Source organism: Streptomyces sp. NPDC001315, from assembly GCF_042896175.1.
Taxonomy (GTDB): Bacteria; Actinomycetota; Actinomycetes; order Streptomycetales; family Streptomycetaceae; genus Streptomyces.
The window spans coordinates 326,153-346,099 of sequence record NZ_JBIAWZ010000002.1; the positions used below are offsets into that span (position 1 = coordinate 326,153).

Below are 19,947 nucleotides of genomic sequence, written 5' to 3' on the forward strand. Positions count from 1 at the left end.
TGATTGTTCCCCGGCCGCCGTTCGCTCTGAGCGATCACCGCTGCGGGGTCGGGTGATGCCCGGTCGCCCTGCCGCAATCCGATCCCCTGCGGTCATACGGAAGGGCACATCCCCGCCTCGTACGGCCCGTACCGTTTCCCCATGATTGACACGCAGACCCTCCTCGACGCCTACGACGCCCAGATGCGCCGCACCCCGCCCCCCGGAGTCGCGCACGAGTACGACGGCCCGCTGCTCCGTATGGACCTCGGTTTCCGAGGCTTCGTCACCGGCCCGCGTGACGTCGGCCTGCGCGGTCGGGAGCTCGACGAACTGATCGTCCGGCAGCGGGACTTCTTCGCGGCGCGCGGGAAGGCCGTGGAGTGGAAGGTCCGCGGGCACGACGCCCCGGCCGACCTCACGGACCGGCTGCGCGCGGCGGGCTTCGAGCCCGAGGCGCAGGAGACGGTGCTCGTCGCTCCCGTGGCGGAACTGGCCGTCGAAACGCCCGCGTTGCCGGACGGTGTCACGTTGCGCCAGGTCACCGCCGATGCCGACATGCACCGTATAGCGGCCCTGGAGACGGCCATCTGGGGCCTGGACCTGAGCGGGATCGCCGACGACCTCATCGGGCGCGTCGCGCGCACCCCTGACGAGATCGCGGTCCTCGTCGCGGAGGCGGAGAGCGAGGTGGTCTCCGCGGCCTGGCTGGGCTTCCGCCCGGGCACCGAGTTCGCCGCGCTGACGGGCGGCTCGACGCTCGCCGAGTGGCGCGGCAAGGGCATCTACCGCGCCCTGGTGGCCGCCCGCGCCGAACTGGCCGCCGCCCGCGGTGTCCCCTACCTGCACGTGGACGCCTCCGACGACAGCGCGCCCATCCTTCGACGGCTGGGCTTCCGGGCGGTGACCACGACGACTCCGTACGTGTGGTCACCGGCCGACGACCGCCAGGACACCGGCCAGCAGAGCCAGGACAGCGACCGGCCGAGGTAGGCGAGCAGCAGGCCGTGCGCTGCCGTGCCCGGGGGCGGCACCGCCGGGCCGAACACGCCGTGGACGCGGAACGCGCCGATGCCGGCCATGCCCGGCATCGGCGACAGCGGCGACTCCTCGTCCACCAGATCCCTGGCGCGCCCGTCTCCACATCCCCCCGTTCCCGTGGCCGTCCGCGCGACGCACGCCGACGGAGGGCTCAGGCCGGTGTGAGGCCGGCGGCGCGGCTCCGGTACCAGCGACGCGTCACCGGCCACGTGGCGATGCCGATCGCCAGGGACATCAGATGCCCCCAGTTCGTCATCGGGTCCGTGAACTCGATCAGGTCCTCCACCAGCATCCCGCCGAACACCGCGAGCAGCGGCCAGCGCAGCCATGGGGTGAGCAGGCCGGCCAGGGCGCCGACGCTGGTGGCGACGCCGAAGCTGATGCCGTAGTCGAGGCGGTGCAGGGAACTGTCGGGGAGGTGGCCGGCCAGTACGGCCAGCCCCACCGGGACCTCGGTGGCGAGGGTGGCCAGTACGTGCCCGAGCAGGAAGACACCGGCCGTGCGCAGGCCGCCCATCCGCCGTTCCAGGGCGGTGAGGACGAACAGGAAGCAGATCGCGTACGGCGAGGTGATCCCGCCCGCGATCCACAGGGCGCTCGCCGACAGGACCAGCGCAGGGGTGCGCAGGAGGTGTGCCACGTCGGTGCTGGAGCCCTGGTGCAGGGCGTGCACCAGGGTGGGGTCGGCGTAGGTCGTGATGAGTGCGGTGACGGCCAGAACGGCCGTGAAGACGAAGGTGAACGGCGTTCCCGCGGGGGTGGGGAACAGGCGCCAGGGGCGGATCCGAGGACAGGGGTGGGCGCGCGCCGCCCCAGGGAACCCTGCGGCCGCCCGGACCGGTGTGCGCTGTCGGGGCATCCCGTCCAGCAGGCCGGTGGCATCCGGAAGGGGGGCGTCCGGGGCTGCCGTCGAGCCGGCGGTCGCAGTCCGTTCCACGGCGAGGCGCTCCTTCCGTTTTGCCCCACCCTTCGTGTGACACGGGGTCACTGTCCATGACCGGCGCCGCGCGAGAGCCGATTCACAGCAACCTCTGAGGCTGTTTTCGCATCCGGCACTTCTCACGCGTCCGCGAGCAGTCCGGTCCCTTGCGTGGTGATCGAGCGCAGCAGACGGTCGGCGCACACGCGGAAGCGGTCGGCGATGTCGAAGCCGCCGGGATCGAGGACCCACTGGATCCGGAGGCCGTCCCTCTCCTCGGCCACCCCGGCCACGCCCGTGCCGGCCTTCGACTCCCCGCTGTCACGGCGTGTCGCGGCGACCCGGACATGTGTTCCACGAGCGCGCGGTAGCGCCGGGCGCAGTACGCGGGGGCCGGGCGTCCCCGGTCTCCGGCCTCGGCGGCGAGGACGCTGAACACCCCGTACGAGCAGCGGCCCGGCACCTTCGAGTCGTTCTTCCACGCCGGTTCGCTCGCCTTCCTCGGGGACGAGCTCAAGGAGATCCTTCGGCTGCTCCGGACCGTTCCCGCACTGGTGTGCGTCAACCTCGAACGGCCCGCCGTACTCCCCGAGATCACCGAGCGAACGGCGGTCCTGGTGGCCGACCACGGCGCCTCGGACGCGGCCCTGCTCGACGTCGCCTTCGGCCGGGCCCGGGCCGAGGGACGGCTGCCGTTCGAACTGCCGCGGTCGACGGCCTCGGTGGCGGCGTCCCGCCCCGACGTGCCCAACGACACGGAGGATCCGCTCTTCCCGTACGGCCGCGGCGTCGACCTGCACCGAGCCGGGTCGGCGGAGCAGGAGTAATCAGGGGTAATTCCGTCAACGATCCGTCAGCGAAGTGCCAGGATGGATGGATGCCCACGTCATACGACATCCCCGAAGTCCTGGACCGTCGTGAGGGCCCGCACGGCGAGGTCGTGCTGCGCCGCCACGGCGAGTTGTTGCAGATCATCGCCAACGGCTGCTTCCTGATGGACACCTCGGACGGCCGCTCGGAGCGGCTGCTCGTCGACGCGGCGCTCGGCGCCCTCGACGACCGCTCCGAGCCGGCCGTGCTGATCGGCGGCCTGGGCGTCGGCTTCTCGCTCGCACACACCGCGGCGAACGACCGCTGGGGACCGATCACGGTCGTGGAGCGCGAGCGCGCCGTCATCGACTGGCACCGGGAAGGCCCCCTGTCCGCGTTGTCCCGCGAGGCACTCGCCGACCCGCGCACCAAGATCGTCGAAGCGGACCTGGTCGAGTACGTCAATGAGACATCCGCCACTTTCGACGCGCTGTGCCTCGACATCGACAACGGGCCGGACTGGACGGTCACCGAGGGCAACGATGGGCTGTACTCGCCGGCCGGACTGGCAAGCTGCGCAAGGGTGTTGAGGCCGGGCGGGGTGCTCGCGGTGTGGTCGGCGCAGCCGTCTCCGGAATTCGAGGGAACCTTGTGGAATGCCGGGTTCAAGCGGGTGCGTACCGAAGAGATCCCCGTTGCCCGGGGCGTTCCGGACGTCGTCCACCTCGCCGTCCGACCTGGATAGCAAAGCCGTGGTGACTCCCCGTACGCTGCTTCCCTGACGCAGATCATTCAAGCGTCAATCGCAAGCATGCGCAGACCAAGGAATCACCCCACTGGTTCCGGAAAGCACACTCAGGGGCGGGCGATGGAGCAGACACACACCTCCCACAACGGCACGGCGACAGCGACTCCGGGCGCTCAGCGGCGGGTCCTGGTGGTCGAGGACGACCCGACGATCGTCGACGCCATCGCGGCCCGACTGCGCGCCGAGGGATTCCTCGTGCAAACCGCGGGCGACGGTCCGGCGGCCGTCGACACCGCCGAGGCATGGCAGCCCGATCTGCTGATCCTCGACATCATGCTGCCCGGCTTCGACGGTCTGGAGGTCTGCCGGCGCGTGCAGGCCCAGCGGCCGGTGCCGGTGCTGATGCTGACCGCGCGTGACGACGAGACCGACATGCTGGTCGGGCTCGGCGTCGGCGCCGACGACTACATGACCAAGCCGTTCTCGATGCGCGAACTGGCAGCGCGCGTGCACGTGCTGCTGCGCCGGGTCGAGCGTGCCGTCGTGGCCGCCTCGACGCCGCGCAGCGGCATCCTGCGCCTCGGCGAGCTGGAGATCGACCACGCGCAGCGCCGGGTGCGGGTCCGCAGCGAGGACGTCCACCTGACGCCCACCGAGTTCGACCTGCTGGTGTGCCTGGCGAACACCCCGCGCGCGGTGCTCTCCCGGGAGCAGCTGCTGGCGGAGGTGTGGGACTGGGCGGACGCCTCCGGCACCCGTACCGTCGACAGCCACATCAAGGCGCTGCGGCGGAAGATCGGCGCCGAGCGGATCCGCACCGTGCACGGTGTGGGCTACGCGCTGGAGACCCCGACGCCATGAGCGACGGGCGGTCGGCCGCACGGAGGAGCCCCGGGGAGCCCTGGGGCGGCGTACGCCCGTTCTCGATCAAGACGAAGCTGGGTGCGCTGGTCGTCATCTCGGTGCTGATCACCACCGGGCTGTCGATGATCGCGGTGCACACCAAGACGGAGCTCCGCTTCATCACGGTCTTCTCGATGATCGCCACACTGCTCATCACGCAGTTCGTGGCGCACTCGCTCACCGCGCCGCTGGACGAGATGAACACGGTCGCCCGGTCCATCTCGCAGGGCGACTACACCCGACGGGTGCGCGAGAACCGCTGGGACGAGCTCGGCGACCTGGCGCAGACGATCAATGTGATGGCCGACGAGCTGGAGGCGCAGGATCGCCAGCGCAAGGAGCTGGTGGCCAACGTCTCGCACGAGCTGCGCACGCCCATCGCGGGCCTGCGCGCGGTGCTGGAGAACGTCGTGGACGGGATCGCGGTGGCGGACACCGAGACGATGCGGACCGCTCTGAAGCAGACGGAGCGGCTCGGGCGGCTGGTGGAGACGCTGCTGGACCTGTCCCGGCTCGACAACGGTGTCGTACCGCTGCGCCTGAGACGTTTCGAGGTGTGGCCGTACCTGTCCGGGGTGCTGAAGGAGGCCAACATGGTCGCCTCCGCGCGCGCGGGCATCGCCTCGGGCTCCGGCAGCCACACCCGTACGGACGTCCATCTGCACCTGGACGTGTCCCCGCCGGAACTGACCGCGAACGCGGACCCCGAGCGCATCCACCAGGTCGTCGCCAACCTCATCGACAACGCGGTCAAGCACAGCCCGCCGCACGGCCGCGTGACGGTCAGGGCGCGGCGCGGGACGCTGCCGGAGTCGCTGGAGCTGGAGGTCCTGGACGAGGGGCCCGGCATTCCCAGGTCGGAGTGGCACCGCGTCTTCGAGCGGTTCAACCGGGGAGCCGTCAACCGGCCGCACGGGCCGGGCAGCGACGGCGGTACGGGGCTGGGCCTGGCGATCGCCCGGTGGGCGGTGGATCTGCACGGCGGCCGGATCGGTGTGGCCGAATCCGACCGTGGATGCAGGATCATCGTCACTCTTCCGGGGCCGTCGTCCATGCCAAGTTGACGTAAAGTTCGAACCGGAGCCACAAGATCCACGAGCGTCCGCGCTGACGGACACGTGTGATCAGGCACAGGCCCACGTCATCGACGTGCAGGGCCTCCATCTGCGCACCCGTTTCGTAGCGGAACCACGCTTGTTTCCCGCCATTTCCGCCCCCGAAACACGCTTTCCAGTGTGACTTGCGCGACGATCAACCGGCCCGACCTGACCTTCACGGTCATGGGGGCGTAGCCTTTATTTCCGCTGTCCATCACCTTGTGAAGCGGAAGAGGGCGGTTGCCGCCGTGTCGCCACAGTCCCCCAGTAACGCATCGAGCATCTCGACCGACGCAGACCAAGCGGGCAAGAACCCCGCTGCGGCGTTCGGCCCCAATGAGTGGCTCGTCGACGAGATCTATCAGCAGTACCTCCAGGACCCGAATTCGGTAGACCGCGCCTGGTGGGACTTCTTCGCCGACTACAAGCCGGGGGCGGCTACCTCCCCGGCTCCGGCGGCCACTGCGGCCGCGGGGGCCGCAGGGGCCACCGCCCCGGCCCCGGCCGCTGTCGCGAAGCCCGCTGCCGCTCCCGCTCCGGCCGCTCCCGCGCCGGCCCCGGCTGCTCCCGCGAAGCCCGCGGCCGCCGCTCCGGCGCCTGCCGCCGCTCCGGCCGCGGTTCCGGCTCCGGCTGCCGCGAAGCCCGCCGCCGCGGCTCCGGCCGCCCAGGCGAAGGCCGAGCCGGCCGCCCAGGCTCCGGAGGGTCCCGAGTTCGTGACGCTGCGCGGCCCCGCCGCCGCGGTCGCCAAGAACATGAACGCCTCCCTGGAGCTGCCCACGGCCACGTCCGTGCGCGCGGTCCCGGTGAAGCTGCTGTTCGACAACCGCATCGTCATCAACAACCACCTGAAGCGCGCCCGGGGCGGGAAGATCTCCTTCACGCACCTGATCGGCTTCGCGATGGTGCAGGCCATCAAGGCCATGCCGTCGATGAACTGGCACTTCGCGGAGAAGGACGGGAAGCCCACCCTCGTCAAGCCGCCGCACGTCAACTTCGGCCTGGCCATCGACCTGGTGAAGCCCAACGGCGACCGCCAGCTCGTCGTCGCCGGCATCAAGAAGGCCGAGACGCTGAACTTCTTCGAGTTCTGGCAGGCCTACGAGGACATCGTCCGCCGCGCCCGCGACGGCAAGCTGACGATGGACGACTTCACCGGCGTGACGGTCTCCCTGACCAACCCCGGCGGCCTCGGCACCGTCCACTCGGTCCCGCGTCTGATGCCCGGCCAGTCGGTCATCATGGGCGTCGGCTCCATGGACTACCCGGCGGAGTTCCAGGGCACCTCCCAGGACACCCTGAACAAGCTCGGCATCTCGAAGGTCATGACGCTCACGTCGACCTACGACCACCGGGTGATCCAGGGCGCGGCCTCGGGCGAGTTCCTCCGCGTCGTCGCGAACTTCCTCCTCGGCGAGAACGGCTTCTACGACGACATCTTCGAGGCGCTGCGCATCCCCTACGAGCCGGTCCGCTGGTTCAAGGACATCGACGCCAGCCACGACGACGACGTCACCAAGGCCGCCCGCGTCTTCGAGCTGATCCACTCCTACCGGGTCCGCGGCCACGTCATGGCCGACACCGACCCGCTGGAGTACCGCCAGCGCAAGCACCCCGACCTGGACATCACCGAGCACGGGCTCACCCTGTGGGACCTGGAGCGCGAGTTCGCGGTCGGCGGCTTCTCGGGCAAGTCCCTGATGAAGCTGCGCGACATCCTCGGCGTGCTGCGCGACTCGTACTGCCGCACCACCGGCATCGAGTTCATGCACATCCAGGACCCGAAGCAGCGCAAGTGGATCCAGGACCGCGTGGAGCGCCCGCACTCCAAGCCGGAGCGCGAGGAGCAGCTGCGCATCCTGCGCCGCCTGAACGCGGCGGAGGCCTTCGAGACCTTCCTGCAGACGAAGTACGTCGGCCAGAAGCGCTTCTCCCTGGAGGGCGGCGAGTCCGTCATCCCGCTGCTGGACGCGGTCCTCGACAGCGCGGCGGAGTCCCGCCTCGACGAGGTCGTCATCGGCATGGCCCACCGCGGTCGGCTGAACGTCCTGGCGAACATCGTCGGCAAGTCGTACGCGCAGATCTTCCGCGAGTTCGAGGGCAACCTCGACCCGAAGTCGATGCACGGCTCCGGCGACGTGAAGTACCACCTGGGCGCCGAAGGCACCTTCACCGGCCTGGACGGCGAGCAGATCAAGGTCTCGCTGGCCGCCAACCCGTCCCACCTGGAGACGGTCGACCCGGTCATCGAGGGCATCGCCCGCGCCAAGCAGGACATCATCAACAAGGGCGGCACGGACTTCACCGTCCTGCCGGTGGCGATCCACGGCGACGCGGCCTTCGCGGGCCAGGGCGTGGTGGCCGAGACCCTGAACATGTCGCAGCTGCGCGGCTACCGCACCGGCGGCACGGTCCACATCGTCATCAACAACCAGGTCGGCTTCACCGCGGCCCCCGAGTCCTCGCGTTCCTCCATGTACGCGACGGACGTGGCCCGCATGATCGAGGCCCCGATCTTCCACGTGAACGGCGACGACCCGGAGGCCGTGGTCCGCGTCGCGCGGCTGGCCTTCGAGTTCCGCCAGGCGTTCAACAAGGACGTCGTGATCGACCTCCTGTGCTACCGCCGCCGCGGTCACAACGAGTCGGACAACCCGGCCTTCACCCAGCCGCTGATGTACGACCTGATCGACAAGAAGCGCTCGGTGCGCAAGCTCTACACCGAGTCCCTCATCGGTCGCGGCGACATCACCCTGGAAGAGGCCGAGCAGGCGCTCCAGGACTACCAGGGCCAGCTGGAGAAGGTCTTCACGGAGGTCCGCGAGGCCACCTCCCAGCCGACCGCCGCCGCGCCGTCCGACCCGCAGGCCGAGTTCCCGGTCGCCGTGAACACCGCGGTGTCCACGGAGGTCGTCAAGCGGATCGCCGAGTCCCAGGTCAACATCCCCGATCACGTCACCGTCCACCCGCGCCTGCTGCCGCAGCTGCAGCGCCGGGCGGCCATGGTCGAGGACGGCACGATCGACTGGGGCATGGGCGAGACCCTCGCCGTCGGCTCCCTCCTCCTCGAGGGCGTCCCGGTCCGCCTGGCCGGCCAGGACTCGCAGCGCGGTACGTTCGGCCAGCGCCACGCAGTGATCATCGACCGCGCGACGGGCGAGGACTTCACGCCGCTGCTGTACCTCTCCGAGGACCAGGCCCGCCTGAACGTCTACAACTCCCTCCTCTCCGAGTACGCGGCGATGGGCTTCGAGTACGGCTACTCGCTGGCCCGCCCCGACGCGCTCGTGATGTGGGAGGCCCAGTTCGGCGACTTCGTCAACGGTGCCCAGACGATCGTCGACGAGTACATCTCGTCGTCGGAGCAGAAGTGGGGCCAGACCAGCGGGGTCACGCTGCTCCTCCCCCACGGCTACGAGGGCCAGGGCCCGGACCACTCCTCGGCCCGCGTCGAGCGCTTCCTCCAGCTGTGCGCCCAGAACAACATGACGGTCGCGATGCCCACGCTCCCGTCGAACTACTTCCACCTCCTGCGGTGGCAGGTGCACAACCCGCACCACAAGCCGCTGGTCGTCTTCACCCCGAAGTCGATGCTGCGTCTGAAGGCCGCGGCGTCGAAGGCGGAGGAGTTCACGAGCGGCCAGTTCCGCCCGGTCATCGGCGACGCGAAGGCCGACCCGGCCGCCGTGAAGAAGGTCGTCTTCTGCGCCGGCAAGGTCTACTACGACCTGGAGGCCGAGCGTCAGAAGCGCGGCGCGTCGGACGCCGCGGCCGCCGAGACGGCGATCATCCGCCTCGAGCGTCTGTACCCGCTGCCGGGTGCCGAGCTCCAGGCCGAGATCGCCAAGTACCCGAACGCGGAGAAGTACCTCTGGGCCCAGGAGGAGCCGGCCAACCAGGGTGCATGGCCGTTCATCGCCCTGAACCTGATCGACCACCTGGACCTGGCCGTCGGCGCGGACGTCCCGCACGGCGAGCGTCTGCGCCGCATCTCGCGCCCGCACAGCTCGTCCCCGGCGGTGGGTTCCGCCAAGCGTCACCAGGCCGAGCAGGAGCAGCTGGTGCGCGAGGTGTTCGAGGCGTAAGCCTCTGAGCTCCGCTCGCTTCTTCGGGGCCCTGTCCCGAGCCCCACGGCTCGGGACAGGGCCCCGTTCGTTCCCTCACCAGGCGGGATAGCCTGGAAGGGTTCGTTGACACCCACTTCTTTGCGGAGCATTCGTGTACTTCACCGACCGCGGCATCGAGGAGCTTGAAAAGCGGCGCGGCGAGGAGGAAGTCACCTTCGAGTGGCTCGCCGAGCAGCTGCGTACGTTCGTCGACCTCAACCCGGACTTCGAGGTTCCGGTGGAGCGGCTGGCGACGTGGCTGGCTCGGCTGGACGACGAGGACGACGAGTAGGTCGTTCCAGTAGGTCGTTCGTGGCTGTTTCCATGAGGGCGCCTTTTCAGCGCCCTCTTTTTCATGGCTGTCGGTTGGTGATGGCTGTCGGTTCGTGATGGCCGTCAGTCGCGTGGTCTGCCCACGTCGTACAGCAGCCCCAGCGCCCCGTGGCCCAGGAGCAGCAACCCCGCCACCACCCAGCCGCCGCTGCGGCGCCGCAGGCCCCAGGCCGTGAGCGGGAGGCCTGCCGTTATCTGGGCGACGGCGAGGACGCGCGCCTTGGGGCTGGCGGACCCGGGGAGCCAGGGACCCAGGGGGCTGCTCATGACCCTGTTTCCCACCGTGCCGAGTTCCGCGCGGAGCGTCTCGCGCCAGTCCGGCCACGCGATCTGCCGGGCGTCGGGGAGGCCCCGGGCGACCTCGCGGAGACGGTCGGCGGGTTCGCCGGGTGTGAGACCGGCCGGCAGAGCGACTCCCACGCGCGCGAGGACCGCCAGCAGCGCGCGCAGCCGGGCCCGGGCGTCGGCCGCGGAGTCGGGTCGCGTCAGGGCGTCCACGTACTGCATGTCGAGGACCGGGTCGAGGCCCAGGCGGGCGGCGAGGGCGCGCATGGCCTCCTCCTCGCCGACCGGGGTGCCGCCCACGAGCCAGATGTAACCGACGGGGCGGCGGAAGCCGGACGCGAGGGTGCAGCCGGCCCGGTCGGCGTCCCACCACAGCGCCAGTACAGGCCAGGGGGCGCCGAGGGCGAGGGCGGTGGCCCAGCCGGTGACGACGCCGTCGACCGGTTCACCGCCGTGCTGCCACGGCTTGCCCTGCGGGACGAGGACGCTCCACTCCCCGCCGGCCCCGGCGAGCAGCATGCGGTCGCGCAGCAGGTGGGCGGCGGGGGCGACGGAAGCGGGGTCCGCCCGGCAGAGCAGCAGGGCGCCAGGGGCGGCGCGGCCAGGCCGGGGGCCCGCCCGGAACTCTTCCATCGACATGATCACACGCTAGGACAATCCGTCGACTTTGAGTCATTGGTGATCGCCGGAACGGGTGCCTTGACTTTCGACCTCCGCGATATATCGTGTTTCATGGAAGACGCGATATGGCGTGTCTTCTCACGATTGCTGTGCCACCCGACTGTGTCGTGTCGTTCGTGTCCCGTCCTGGAGGTCCGCATCATGTCCGAGTGGTCCGTCGCAGAGCCGAGGAAGCTCACCTTCGACGAGCCTGTCAGCGAGCTGCACGTGCGCATCGTCAACGGAACGGTGAACGTCGTGGGGACGGACGAAGGTTCCGCCCGTCTGGAGGTGTCCGAGGTCGAGGGGCCGCCTCTGGTGGTGACCCAACAGGGCGGCACGCTGACGGTGGCGTACGACGACCTGCCCTGGAAGGGCTTCCTGAAGTGGCTCGACCGCAAGGGCTGGCGGCGCAGCGCCGTCGTCTCCCTGGCGGTGCCGGCTCAGACGCGCGTCGAGGTGGGTGTCGTCGGTGCCGCGGCCGTGGTGTCCGGAATCGACGGGCATGCCGAGGTGAAGGGGGTCACCGGTGACACGACGCTCGTGGGCCTCGCGGGCCCGGTCCGCGCGGACACCGTGTCGGGGAACGTGGAGGCCCAGGCTCTCACCGGGGACCTGCGCTTCAACTCCGTCTCGGGCGATCTGACCGTGGTCGAGGCCGCGGGGTCCTCCGTCAAGGCCGACTCGGTGAGCGGTTCGATGATCGTCGATGTCGATCCGACCAGCAGCCCCACCGAGATCAGCCTGACCAGCGTCTCGGGTGAGATCGCCATCCGGCTGCCCCATCCGGCGGACGCTGAGGTGGAGGCGAACACCGCGAGCGGCAGGGTCTCCAACGCCTTCGAGGACCTCCGGGTCAGCGGCCAGTGGGGCGCCAAGCGAATCACCGGCCGACTCGGCGCGGGCAACGGCAGGCTGAAGGCGACGACGGTCTCCGGTTCCATCGCCCTGCTGCGGCGGCCACCGGCGGAGGACGAGCCGTGGGAGGCGGGGACGGAGACGGGGCCGACGGCGCCTTCGGCCGACGGCCCGGCGACCGCCTCGGGAGACAATTCCGTTTCCGGCCCCACCAGCGACCCGGCCGACGACACGACCGACAAGAAGGTGCTCTGACATGCCTCCCGTCTTCGCCCATGGCCGCCTGCGTCTCTACCTGCTGAAGCTGCTGGACGAGGCCCCGCGCCACGGCTACGAGGTGATCCGCCTCCTCGAGGAACGCTTCCAGGGGCTGTACGCCCCGTCGGCAGGCACGGTCTACCCCCGGCTGGCCAAGCTGGAGGCCGAGGGCCTGGTCACGCACACCACCGAGGGCGGCCGCAAGGTGTACGCCATCACGGACGCGGGCCGCGCCGAACTGGCCGACCGCAGCGGTGAACTGGCGGACCTGGAGCTGGAGATCCGGGAGTCGGTCGCGGAGCTCGCCGCCGAGATCCGGGCCGATGTCCGCGGCGCGGCGGGCGACCTGCGGCGCGAGATGCGGGCGGCAGCCTCCGAGGCCCGGCAGGGCACCCCGACGAAGCCCGGTGAATACGAAGAGCACGGAGACTACGGGGACTTCGGGGACAAGGAGGCGTGGCGCGCCGCCAAGGAGGAGATGCGGCGCGTCAAGCAGGAGTGGAAGGAACAGGCCCGGCGCGCCAAGGACGAGAGCCGCCGGGCCCGCGAGGAGGCCCAGCGAGCCCGGCGCCAGGCCAAGGAGGCGCAGGACCGGGCCCGGACCCAGGCGCAGGAGGAGTTGCAGCGCATCTCCCGACGGGTCCAGGAGCAGGTGCAGGACCACTTCGCACGGGGCGACTGGCCTACGGGTGTACGGGAGGGCCTGACCGAACTCGCCAAGGAGTTCGGCGAGTTCGGGAAGGACTTCGGGAAGGAGTTCGGCAAGGACTTCGGCTTCGGTCGCGCAGGTTCCGAGAAGGCGGCGGCTCCCCAGCCGGAGTACACGCGAACCCCGGAGGACTTCCCTGCCGACTTCGAGCCCGCCTGGGCCCACGAGGACCTCACCGGCGACCCGGCCCGCGATCTGGACCGCCTGCTCGACCGCTTCCGGGACGACATCCGCGACGCGGCCCGCGACCACGGTGTCAGCCCCGACCAACTCCGCGACACCCGCAGCCACCTGTCGACAGCGGCGGCGCACATCGGAGCGATACTGCGCACACCGAAGGCGTGAGAGGAGGCCAGCGCCGACCCGGCGCTCGGCCTCAACCGGCGTCCGCCTCAGCCGACCTCCACCTCAACCGACCTCCGCCACAGCCCGCCTCCAGCTCAACCGACCTCCGCCACAGCCCGCCTCACCTCAGCCGGCTTTCGGCTCGCCGGAGCCGGTTCCCGGGTCGACGCCCCTGTCGGTGCCCGTGTCGGTGCCGTACAGCACCCGCTTGAGGGACTCGTACGTCACTCCGTGGCCGGCGAGGACCTCCGCGGGCACGCCGGGGCGGGCCGTGAGGGCGAGCAGCAGATGCTCGTCGCCGATGCGGCGGTCGCGGTGGCCCAGGGTGACGCGCAGCGACTCGGCGAGCAGTTCCCGTGCCCCACGAGCGAACGGCCGCCGCCCGGACCGCCGCCCCGGAGACCCACCCTGCCCCCCGTCCGCCAGCACCCCCTCCCCGTGCGCCTCTTCGATCCGCGAGACGATCTCCGTAAGGTCGATCCCCAGCCCGGACAGAGCGTCCGCGTCGGCGCGGGACAGCCCGCCACGGCGGCGGGCCTCGGCCAACTCCCGTACGACGCCCTCCCGGCCCCCCGGCGGCAACCCGAGCGACGCCAGCGCGAACGACCCGCGACTGCCCTCGCGATCGAGAAGGGCGAGCAGTACGTGGGTCTCCTCGACCCGCTCCGCACCCGCCCGATCCGCATGCGCCACCGCCCCCAGCACCACCTCGCGGGCGTCCTTGGTGAAGCGTTCGAACATCACTGCCTCCCGTACTTCTTGTGCACGGCCTGCCTGCTGACTCCGAGTTCCGCGGCGATCTCCTGCCACGACCAGCCCTGATTGCGCGCACTGCGCACCTGCACCGCCTCCAGCTGCTCCAGCAGCCTGCGCAGCGCTGCGACGGCGCGCAGTCCGATCCGCGGATCGCGATCGCCGGCACGCTGGGCGAGATCCGTTGCTTCGGTCATGATGTCAACTTACGTTGACATCAAGGGGTTGTCAACCAGGGTTGACACGGTGGGCTTGGTTGGCGTGGTTGGCACACAAACGGCCGGCCCGGAAGCCGGGCCGGCCGTGGAACAGCGAGCTGTCAGGAGATCAGGAGTTGGTCAGCACGATCTTGCCGAACTGGTCACCCGACTCCAGCCGTTCGAAGCCCTCCCGGGCCCGGTCGAGCGGGAGCACCTCGTCGATGACAGGGCGCACACCCGTGGCGGCGCAGAAGGAGAGCAGATCCTCGAGTTCGTCCTTGGTGCCCATCGTGGAGCCGACGACCTTCAGCTCGAGGAAGAAGATCCGGGTCAGCTCCGCATGAGAGGGCCGGTCGCCGCTCGTCGCACCGGAGATGACGAGCGTCCCGCCGGGCCGCAGGGACTTCACCGAGTGCGACCAGGTGGCGGCACCCACGGTCTCGATCACGGCGTCCACCCGCTGCGGCAGCCGCGCCCCCGACTCCAGCGCCTCCACGGCGCCGAGCTCCAGGGCCCGCTTCCGCTTGGCCTCGTCCCGGCTGGTCGCGAAGACGCGCAGCCCGGCCGCCTTCCCCAGCACGATGGCCGCGGTGGCGACACCGCCGCCCGCGCCCTGGACGAGCACCGAGTCACCGGGGCGCACGCCCGCGTTCGTGAAGAGCATGCGGTACGCCGTCAGCCAGGCCGTGGGCAGACAGGCGGCCTCCTCGAAGGAGAGCTCCTTGGGCTTGGGCAGGACGTTCCAGGTGGGTACGGCGACCTGCTCGGCGAAGGTGCCCTGGTAGCGCTCGGTGAGGATGGACCGAGGCTCCTTGGGGCCGACACCGTGGCCGGTCTGTCCGATCACGGAGTGCAGGACGACCTCGTTGCCGTCCTCGTCGACGCCGGCGGCGTCGCAGCCGAGGATCATGGGCAGCTTGTCCTCGGACAGACCGACGCCTCGCAGGGACCAGAGGTCGTGGTGGTTGAGGGAGGCGGCCCTGACGTTGACGACGCTCCAGCCGGAGCGGGCCTCGGGCGCCGGGCGCTCCCCCAACTCCAGGCCGGAGAGCGGCTGGTCACGGTCGATTCGGGCGGCGTAGGCAGCGAACATGAAGCCGACGATAGGTTCCGGGAGCGGCGGGGGGAACCGCGGGGCCTTGTGACACACGCCCTCTTGCGCACGGCGCATCCGCGCATGCTGCGTGGAGCTGTCCGAAAACCACCCGAACGGGTAACGACATGGCCCCGCCCGAACGGGCGGGGCCATATCAGCCGACCTGGGCGAGAAGCCAGGACCTGGAGACGAGCCAGGACCTGGCGACGAGCCACGCCCTAGCGGCGCGCCACGCCCTCCGCCCGCGCCGCCGCAGCGACAGCGGCAGTCACCGCGGGGGCGACCCGCTCGTCGAACGGCGACGGGATGACGTAGTCGGGAGCGAGGTCGTCCCCGACGACCGCCGCCAGCGCCTCGGCCGCCGCGATCTTCATGCCCTCGGTGATCCGGGAGGCGCGCACCTGGAGCGCACCCGCGAAGATGCCCGGGAACGCCAGCACGTTGTTGATCTGGTTCGGGAAGTCCGAGCGCCCGGTGGCGACGACCGCCGCGTACTTGTGCGCCACGTCGGGGTGCACCTCGGGGTTCGGGTTGGCCATGGCGAAGACGAAGGCGCCCTCCGCCATCGAGGCCACGGCCTCCTCCGGGACCGTACCGCCGGAGACGCCGATGAAGACGTCGGCACCCTCCAGAGCCGCCTCCAGCGACCCGGAGATCCCGGCCTTGTTGGTGAACTCGGCCAGCTCGCGCTTGACCGACGTCAGGTCCTCGCGGTCCCGGGAGACGACGCCCTTGCGGTCCGTGACCGCGACGTCTCCGATGCCCGCCTCGACCAGCATCTTCGCGATGGCGACACCTGCCGCCCCCGCGCCCGAGATGACCGCCCGCAGGTCCCCGACCGCCCGACCGCTCAGCCGCGCCGCGTTCCGCAGCGCCGCCAGCGTCACGACGGCCGTGCCGTGCTGGTCGTCGTGGAAGACCGGGATGTCGAGGCGCTCCTGGAGCCTGCGCTCGATCTCGAAGCACCGGGGCGCCGAGATGTCCTCGAGGTTCACTCCGCCGAACGACGGCGCGAGGCGCACCACGGTCTCGATGATCTCGTCCACGTCCGTGCAGGCCAGGGCGATCGGAACCGCGTCGACGCCGCCGAACTGCTTGAAGAGGATCGCCTTGCCCTCCATCACCGGGAGGGAGGCCTCGGGACCGATGTCCCCGAGTCCGAGCACGGCCGTACCGTCCGTCACGACGGCGACCACGGACGACTTCCACGTGTAGTCGTGGACCAGTTCCGGCTGTTCCGCGATCGCGGTGCACACGCGCGCGACGCCGGGGGTGTACGCGAGGGACAGGTCGTCCTTGTCCCGGACCGGCACGGTGGCCTGCACGGCCATCTTGCCGCCGCGGTGCAGGGCGAACGCGGGGTCGAAGGAATCGAGGGGCTCCGCACCACCCTCCTGGTCCGTACTGTTCTCGCTGCGAGGATTGACGATCTCCGCTGCCACTTTGTCTTACCCCTTAAGTGTTCATGGTTTGAGGGTGGCCACTCCTGGTGAGGGGTGGGCGGGCATCGCGCACGGCCCAGACAGGTGATGCGTACGGGCACATACGCGGCGGGCGCGCCGCACACGCGCCCTGAGCCCCGGATGAGGGGTGTAAAGAACCTTCTTACCGGACGGACGTCGTCGAGGACGAGTCCATAACGCGAAGGTCACATGCGGCCACGATCCAGTGAGATGACTCATGGCCGAATATGGGGACAAGTCCTGGACAAGAGCCCGCCGGAGCATCAAGTACCCATAACACCCGAGCCCGGCACCGCTCGCATCATGAGACGCACCGAAGAACTTCCGGCCGGAAGGTGAGATTCCCGCAGAAGGTCCGGTCGTGATGTACCGGACTGGTGCGGTTCGGGGGTAGCCCGTTATCCGATTTTGACATAGTGAGTCACCTGAATGACTGAGTCCAAATGGCAGGATGCCCTAATCACACGAGGTCGCGACACCCGAAGGTGTGTGTTCTCGTCGACCCATCGGCAACTCCATCCATCCGCCGGAGGAACCCACCATGACCGCAAGCTCCACCCGTCGTACGACCGCCGCGCACTCCCGGCTAGCAGCGGTCGGTGCGATCGCGGTCGCTGGCGCCCTGATCCTCACCGGTTGCGGTGACCAGACCAAGGACAAGAACTCGAGCGGCTCGTCCGCGAGCACCAGCTCGGCCCCGCTGGCCGACAAGCTCCCCCAGTCGATCCGTGACGCGGGCGTCATCAAGGTCGGCTCGGACATCGCGTACGCGCCCGTCGAGTTCAAGGACAGCTCCGGCAACACGGTCGGTATCGACCCCGACCTCGCGGACGCCCTGGGCAAGCAGCTCGGTGTGAAGTTCGAGTTCCAGAACGGCACCTTCGACACCCTGATCACGGGTCTGCGCTCCAAGCGGTACGACATCGCCATGTCCGCGATGACCGACACCAAGGACCGCCAGGAGGGCGTCGACTCCGACACCGGCAAGAAGGTCGGCGAGGGCGTCGACTTCGTGGACTACTTCACCGCCGGTGTCTCGATCTACACCCCCAAGGGCAAGACCCAGAACATCAAGAGCTGGGCCGACCTCTGCGGCAAGAAGATCGCGGTGCAGCGCGGCACGGTCTCGGAGGACCTGGCCAAGTCAGAGTCCGCGAAGTGCACGGGTGGCAAGAAGATCGCCATCGAGTCGTACGACAACGACCAGCAGGCTCAGACCCGGCTGCGCGCCGGCGGCGCCGACGCCGGTTCCTCGGACTTCCCGGTGGCCGCGTACGCGGTGAAGACCTCGGGCGGCGGCAAGGACTTCGAGATCGTCGGCGAGCAGGTCGAGGCGGCGCCGTACGGCATCGCGATCGCCAAGTCGAACACCCAGCTCCGCGACGCCATCCAGGCCGCGCTGGACGCCATCATCAAGAACGGTGAGTACGACAAGGTCATCTCGAAGTGGGGCGTCGAGGCCGGCTCCGTCAAGCAGGCCACGATCAACGGCGGCAAGTGACCGCGGACCCGAGCGGGCACTGAAAGGCAACACCCGTGACTGTTGACATCGACAAGACGGCCGGGCCGGAGGACACCCCTCCGGCCGGGCCGGAGGCCATCAAGGCCATCCCCGTACGGCACTACGGTCGCTATCTCTCGGCCGTCATCGCCATCGGGATCCTGGTCTCGATCATCTACGCGTTCGGCCAGGGCAAGATCAACTGGAACGCCGTACCGGAGTACTTCTTCGACCACCGCATCATCAAGGGCGTCGGCCAGACGCTGCTGCTGACGGTGCTCTCGATGGTGATCGGTATCGCCGGCGGCATCCTGCTCGCGGTGATGCGCCTGTCGAAGAACCCCGTGACGTCGTCCATCGCCTGGTTCTACATCTGGTTCTTCCGCGGCACGCCGGTCCTCGTCCAGCTGTACGTCTGGTTCAACCTGGGCCTGGTCTTCGAGTACATCAACCTCGGACCGATCTACAAGGACTACTGGTCCAGCTTCATGACGCCGTTCCTGACGGCGCTGCTGGGCCTGGGCCTGAACGAGGCCGCCTACATGGCGGAGATCTGCCGCGCCGGTCTGCTCTCCGTCGACGAGGGCCAGACCGAGGCCTCGCACGCCCTGGGCATGAGCCACGGCAAGACGCTGCGCAGGATCGTCATCCCGCAGGCGATGCGCGTGATCGTGCCGCCCACGGGCAACGAGGTCATCAACATGCTGAAGACGACCTCCCTCGTGTCGGCCGTGCAGTACTACGAACTCCTGCGCTATGCCCAGGACATCGGCCAGACCTCCGGTGCCCCGGTGGAGATGCTGTTCCTGGCTGCCGCCTGGTACCTGGTCATGACCTCGGTCCTGAGCGTGGGCCAGTACTACGTCGAGCGGTACTACGCCCGCGGCTCCAGCCGTCAGCTGCCGCCCACGCCGTGGCAGAAGGTCAAAGCCAACCTGACGTCCTTCTCGAGCAGGAAGGTCACGGCATGACCGAGAAGGTGAACTCCCCGCTCGCGAAGACCGACTCCGGCACGACGATGGTCAAGGCCGAGGGCGTCCACAAGTCCTTCGGCCTCGTCGAGGTCCTCAAGGGCATCGACCTGGAGGTGAAGTCCGGCGAGGTCTTCTGCCTCATCGGCCCCTCCGGCTCCGGCAAGTCCACGTTCCTCAGGTGCATCAACCACCTGGAGAAGATCAACGCCGGTCGCCTGTACGTCGACGGTGAGCTGGTCGGCTACCGGCAGCACGGCGACAAGCTGTACGAGCTGCGCGACCGCGAGGTCGCGATGAAGCGCCGCGACATCGGCATGGTCTTCCAGCGCTTCAACCTGTTCCCGCACATGACGGCGCTCGAGAACGTCATGGAGGCGCCGGTCCAGGTCAAGGGCGTCAGCAAGGCCCAGGCGCGGGAACGCGCGGGCCAGCTCCTGGAGCGCGTGGGCCTGGCCGACAAGGCGAAGAACTACCCCTCGCAGCTCTCCGGCGGCCAGCAGCAGCGCGTCGCCATCGCCCGGGCCCTCGCCATGGACCCGAAGCTGATGCTCTTCGACGAGCCGACCTCGGCCCTCGACCCGGAGCTGGTCGGCGACGTCCTCGACGTCATGCGCGACCTCGCCGAGTCCGGCATGACGATGGTCGTCGTCACGCACGAGATGGGCTTCGCCCGCGAGGTGGGCGACTCGCTGGTCTTCATGGACGGCGGTGTGGTGGTCGAGTCCGGCAACCCGCGCGAGGTGCTGTCGAACCCGCAGCACGAGCGGACGCAGGCGTTCCTGTCCAAGGTGCTGTAGCACGACGGAAGCGCACAAAGGGGCGGTACGGGATCCTCGTACCGCCCCTTGCTCATGCGCCGCAACGGCGGCGAGCTCTCCGGTGCTCGGGAGTGAGCCACGTGGGGTGGCTCCG

19 protein-coding genes are annotated in these 19,947 nt (G+C 69.8%); 12 read left to right on the plus strand and 7 right to left on the minus strand.

Annotated features, from left to right (window positions below):
• Positions 1-141: 141 nt before the first annotated feature.
• Positions 142-972, plus strand: a complete 831-nt coding sequence (locus ACFY16_RS08615; protein WP_390646364.1) for a GNAT family N-acetyltransferase — start codon at positions 142-144, stop codon at positions 970-972.
• 199 nt (positions 973-1,171) lie between these two features.
• Here ACFY16_RS08615 and ACFY16_RS08620 read toward each other — a convergent pair whose 3' ends face one another.
• Together ACFY16_RS08620 and ACFY16_RS08625 are read right to left on the minus strand one after the other, a co-directional pair.
• Entirely contained in the window at positions 1,172-1,957 is a 786-nt protein-coding gene (locus tag ACFY16_RS08620) for a rhomboid-like protein (RefSeq protein ID WP_390646365.1), read from the minus strand.
• Positions 1,958-2,079: 122 nt separating this feature from the next.
• Positions 2,080-2,232: a hypothetical protein gene (locus tag ACFY16_RS08625; protein ID WP_390646366.1), complete on the minus strand. Its 153-nt coding sequence runs from the start codon at positions 2,230-2,232 to the stop codon at positions 2,080-2,082.
• Positions 2,233-2,493: 261 nt separating this feature from the next.
• Between ACFY16_RS08625 and ACFY16_RS08630 the strand changes: the two genes are divergently transcribed.
• The 6 genes from ACFY16_RS08630 to ACFY16_RS08655 all read left to right on the plus strand — a co-directional run bounded on the left by ACFY16_RS08630 (position 2,494) and on the right by ACFY16_RS08655 (position 9,892).
• Complete coding sequence (locus ACFY16_RS08630; protein ID WP_390646367.1) at positions 2,494-2,766, plus strand: hypothetical protein; 273 nt, start codon at positions 2,494-2,496, stop codon at positions 2,764-2,766.
• Positions 2,767-2,816: 50 nt separating this feature from the next.
• Positions 2,817-3,494 (plus strand): spermidine synthase, encoded by a 678-nt coding sequence (locus ACFY16_RS08635; protein WP_390646368.1) that lies wholly within the window; start codon positions 2,817-2,819, stop codon positions 3,492-3,494.
• Between the two features lie 123 nt (positions 3,495-3,617).
• Positions 3,618-4,358 carry a response regulator transcription factor gene (locus tag ACFY16_RS08640; protein ID WP_351144648.1) on the plus strand — a complete coding sequence of 247 codons (741 nt, stop codon included), beginning with the start codon at positions 3,618-3,620 and terminating at the stop codon, positions 4,356-4,358.
• Positions 4,355-5,464 (plus strand): ATP-binding protein, encoded by a 1,110-nt coding sequence (locus tag ACFY16_RS08645; protein ID WP_390646369.1) that lies wholly within the window; start codon positions 4,355-4,357, stop codon positions 5,462-5,464. The genes ACFY16_RS08640 and ACFY16_RS08645 overlap by 4 nt, the downstream gene beginning before the upstream one ends.
• Positions 5,465-5,745: 281 nt before the next feature.
• Positions 5,746-9,579 carry a multifunctional oxoglutarate decarboxylase/oxoglutarate dehydrogenase thiamine pyrophosphate-binding subunit/dihydrolipoyllysine-residue succinyltransferase subunit gene (locus ACFY16_RS08650; protein WP_390646370.1) on the plus strand — a complete coding sequence of 1,278 codons (3,834 nt, stop codon included), beginning with the start codon at positions 5,746-5,748 and terminating at the stop codon, positions 9,577-9,579.
• Between the two features lie 133 nt (positions 9,580-9,712).
• Positions 9,713-9,892 carry a DUF6104 family protein gene (locus tag ACFY16_RS08655; protein ID WP_003992906.1) on the plus strand — a complete coding sequence of 60 codons (180 nt, stop codon included), beginning with the start codon at positions 9,713-9,715 and terminating at the stop codon, positions 9,890-9,892.
• A gap of 104 nt (positions 9,893-9,996) precedes the next feature.
• Here ACFY16_RS08655 and ACFY16_RS08660 read toward each other — a convergent pair whose 3' ends face one another.
• Complete coding sequence (locus ACFY16_RS08660) at positions 9,997-10,857, minus strand: hypothetical protein (RefSeq protein ID WP_390646371.1); 861 nt, start codon at positions 10,855-10,857, stop codon at positions 9,997-9,999.
• A 183-nt stretch (positions 10,858-11,040) separates the two neighbouring features.
• Here ACFY16_RS08660 and ACFY16_RS08665 point away from each other — a divergent pair, with 183 nt between their 5' ends.
• The gene (locus ACFY16_RS08665; RefSeq protein WP_390646372.1) at positions 11,041-11,991 is read left to right on the plus strand and encodes a DUF4097 domain-containing protein; all 951 of its coding nucleotides are present in this window, start codon (positions 11,041-11,043) and stop codon (positions 11,989-11,991) included.
• Position 11,992: 1 nt separating this feature from the next.
• The gene (locus ACFY16_RS08670; RefSeq protein WP_390646373.1) at positions 11,993-13,048 is read left to right on the plus strand and encodes a helix-turn-helix transcriptional regulator; all 1,056 of its coding nucleotides are present in this window, start codon (positions 11,993-11,995) and stop codon (positions 13,046-13,048) included.
• 126 nt (positions 13,049-13,174) lie between these two features.
• Here ACFY16_RS08670 and ACFY16_RS08675 read toward each other — a convergent pair whose 3' ends face one another.
• The 4 genes from ACFY16_RS08675 to ACFY16_RS08690 form a co-directional block, all read right to left on the minus strand.
• The gene (locus ACFY16_RS08675; protein ID WP_390646374.1) at positions 13,175-13,789 is read right to left on the minus strand and encodes a Clp protease N-terminal domain-containing protein; all 615 of its coding nucleotides are present in this window, start codon (positions 13,787-13,789) and stop codon (positions 13,175-13,177) included.
• Entirely contained in the window at positions 13,789-13,998 is a 210-nt protein-coding gene (locus tag ACFY16_RS08680) for a helix-turn-helix domain-containing protein (protein WP_351144637.1), read from the minus strand. The genes ACFY16_RS08675 and ACFY16_RS08680 overlap by 1 nt, the downstream gene beginning before the upstream one ends.
• 130 nt (positions 13,999-14,128) lie before the next feature.
• Positions 14,129-15,094, minus strand: coding sequence for a zinc-binding dehydrogenase (locus ACFY16_RS08685; protein ID WP_390646375.1), 966 nt, complete (start codon positions 15,092-15,094; stop codon positions 14,129-14,131).
• 221 nt (positions 15,095-15,315) lie between these two features.
• The gene (locus ACFY16_RS08690) at positions 15,316-16,539 is read right to left on the minus strand and encodes an NADP-dependent malic enzyme (protein WP_390646376.1); all 1,224 of its coding nucleotides are present in this window, start codon (positions 16,537-16,539) and stop codon (positions 15,316-15,318) included.
• A gap of 562 nt (positions 16,540-17,101) precedes the next feature.
• Between ACFY16_RS08690 and ACFY16_RS08695 the strand changes: the two genes are divergently transcribed.
• Genes ACFY16_RS08695 through ACFY16_RS08705 form a run of 3 tightly spaced genes read left to right on the plus strand, consistent with a single transcriptional unit; the run spans position 17,102 to position 19,832 of the window.
• The gene (locus ACFY16_RS08695; RefSeq protein ID WP_390646377.1) at positions 17,102-18,061 is read left to right on the plus strand and encodes an ABC transporter substrate-binding protein; all 960 of its coding nucleotides are present in this window, start codon (positions 17,102-17,104) and stop codon (positions 18,059-18,061) included.
• 35 nt (positions 18,062-18,096) lie between these two features.
• Entirely contained in the window at positions 18,097-19,032 is a 936-nt protein-coding gene (locus ACFY16_RS08700) for an amino acid ABC transporter permease (protein WP_355505773.1), read from the plus strand.
• 47 nt (positions 19,033-19,079) lie between these two features.
• Entirely contained in the window at positions 19,080-19,832 is a 753-nt protein-coding gene (locus ACFY16_RS08705) for an amino acid ABC transporter ATP-binding protein (protein WP_390646691.1), read from the plus strand.
• Positions 19,833-19,947 lie beyond the last annotated feature (115 nt).

Excerpts from the sequence above, each read along its gene's own strand:
- ACFY16_RS08680 (WP_351144637.1), bottom strand. The coding sequence starts at position 13,998 with ATGACCGAAGCAACGGATCTCGCCCAGCGTGCCGGCGATCGCGATCCG.
- ACFY16_RS08705 (WP_390646691.1), top strand. The coding sequence starts at position 19,080 with ATGGTCAAGGCCGAGGGCGTCCACAAGTCCTTCGGCCTCGTCGAGGTC.
- ACFY16_RS08665 (WP_390646372.1), top strand. The coding sequence starts at position 11,041 with ATGTCCGAGTGGTCCGTCGCAGAGCCGAGGAAGCTCACCTTCGACGAG.
- ACFY16_RS08675 (WP_390646374.1), bottom strand. The coding sequence starts at position 13,789 with ATGTTCGAACGCTTCACCAAGGACGCCCGCGAGGTGGTGCTGGGGGCG.
- ACFY16_RS08695 (WP_390646377.1), top strand. The coding sequence starts at position 17,102 with ATGACCGCAAGCTCCACCCGTCGTACGACCGCCGCGCACTCCCGGCTA.
- ACFY16_RS08615 (WP_390646364.1), top strand. The coding sequence starts at position 142 with ATGATTGACACGCAGACCCTCCTCGACGCCTACGACGCCCAGATGCGC.
- ACFY16_RS08635 (WP_390646368.1), top strand. The coding sequence starts at position 2,817 with ATGCCCACGTCATACGACATCCCCGAAGTCCTGGACCGTCGTGAGGGC.
- ACFY16_RS08645 (WP_390646369.1), top strand. The coding sequence starts at position 4,355 with ATGAGCGACGGGCGGTCGGCCGCACGGAGGAGCCCCGGGGAGCCCTGG.
- ACFY16_RS08660 (WP_390646371.1), bottom strand. The coding sequence starts at position 10,857 with ATGTCGATGGAAGAGTTCCGGGCGGGCCCCCGGCCTGGCCGCGCCGCC.
- ACFY16_RS08640 (WP_351144648.1), top strand. The coding sequence starts at position 3,618 with ATGGAGCAGACACACACCTCCCACAACGGCACGGCGACAGCGACTCCG.
- ACFY16_RS08685 (WP_390646375.1), bottom strand. The coding sequence starts at position 15,094 with ATGTTCGCTGCCTACGCCGCCCGAATCGACCGTGACCAGCCGCTCTCC.
- ACFY16_RS08670 (WP_390646373.1), top strand. The coding sequence starts at position 11,993 with ATGCCTCCCGTCTTCGCCCATGGCCGCCTGCGTCTCTACCTGCTGAAG.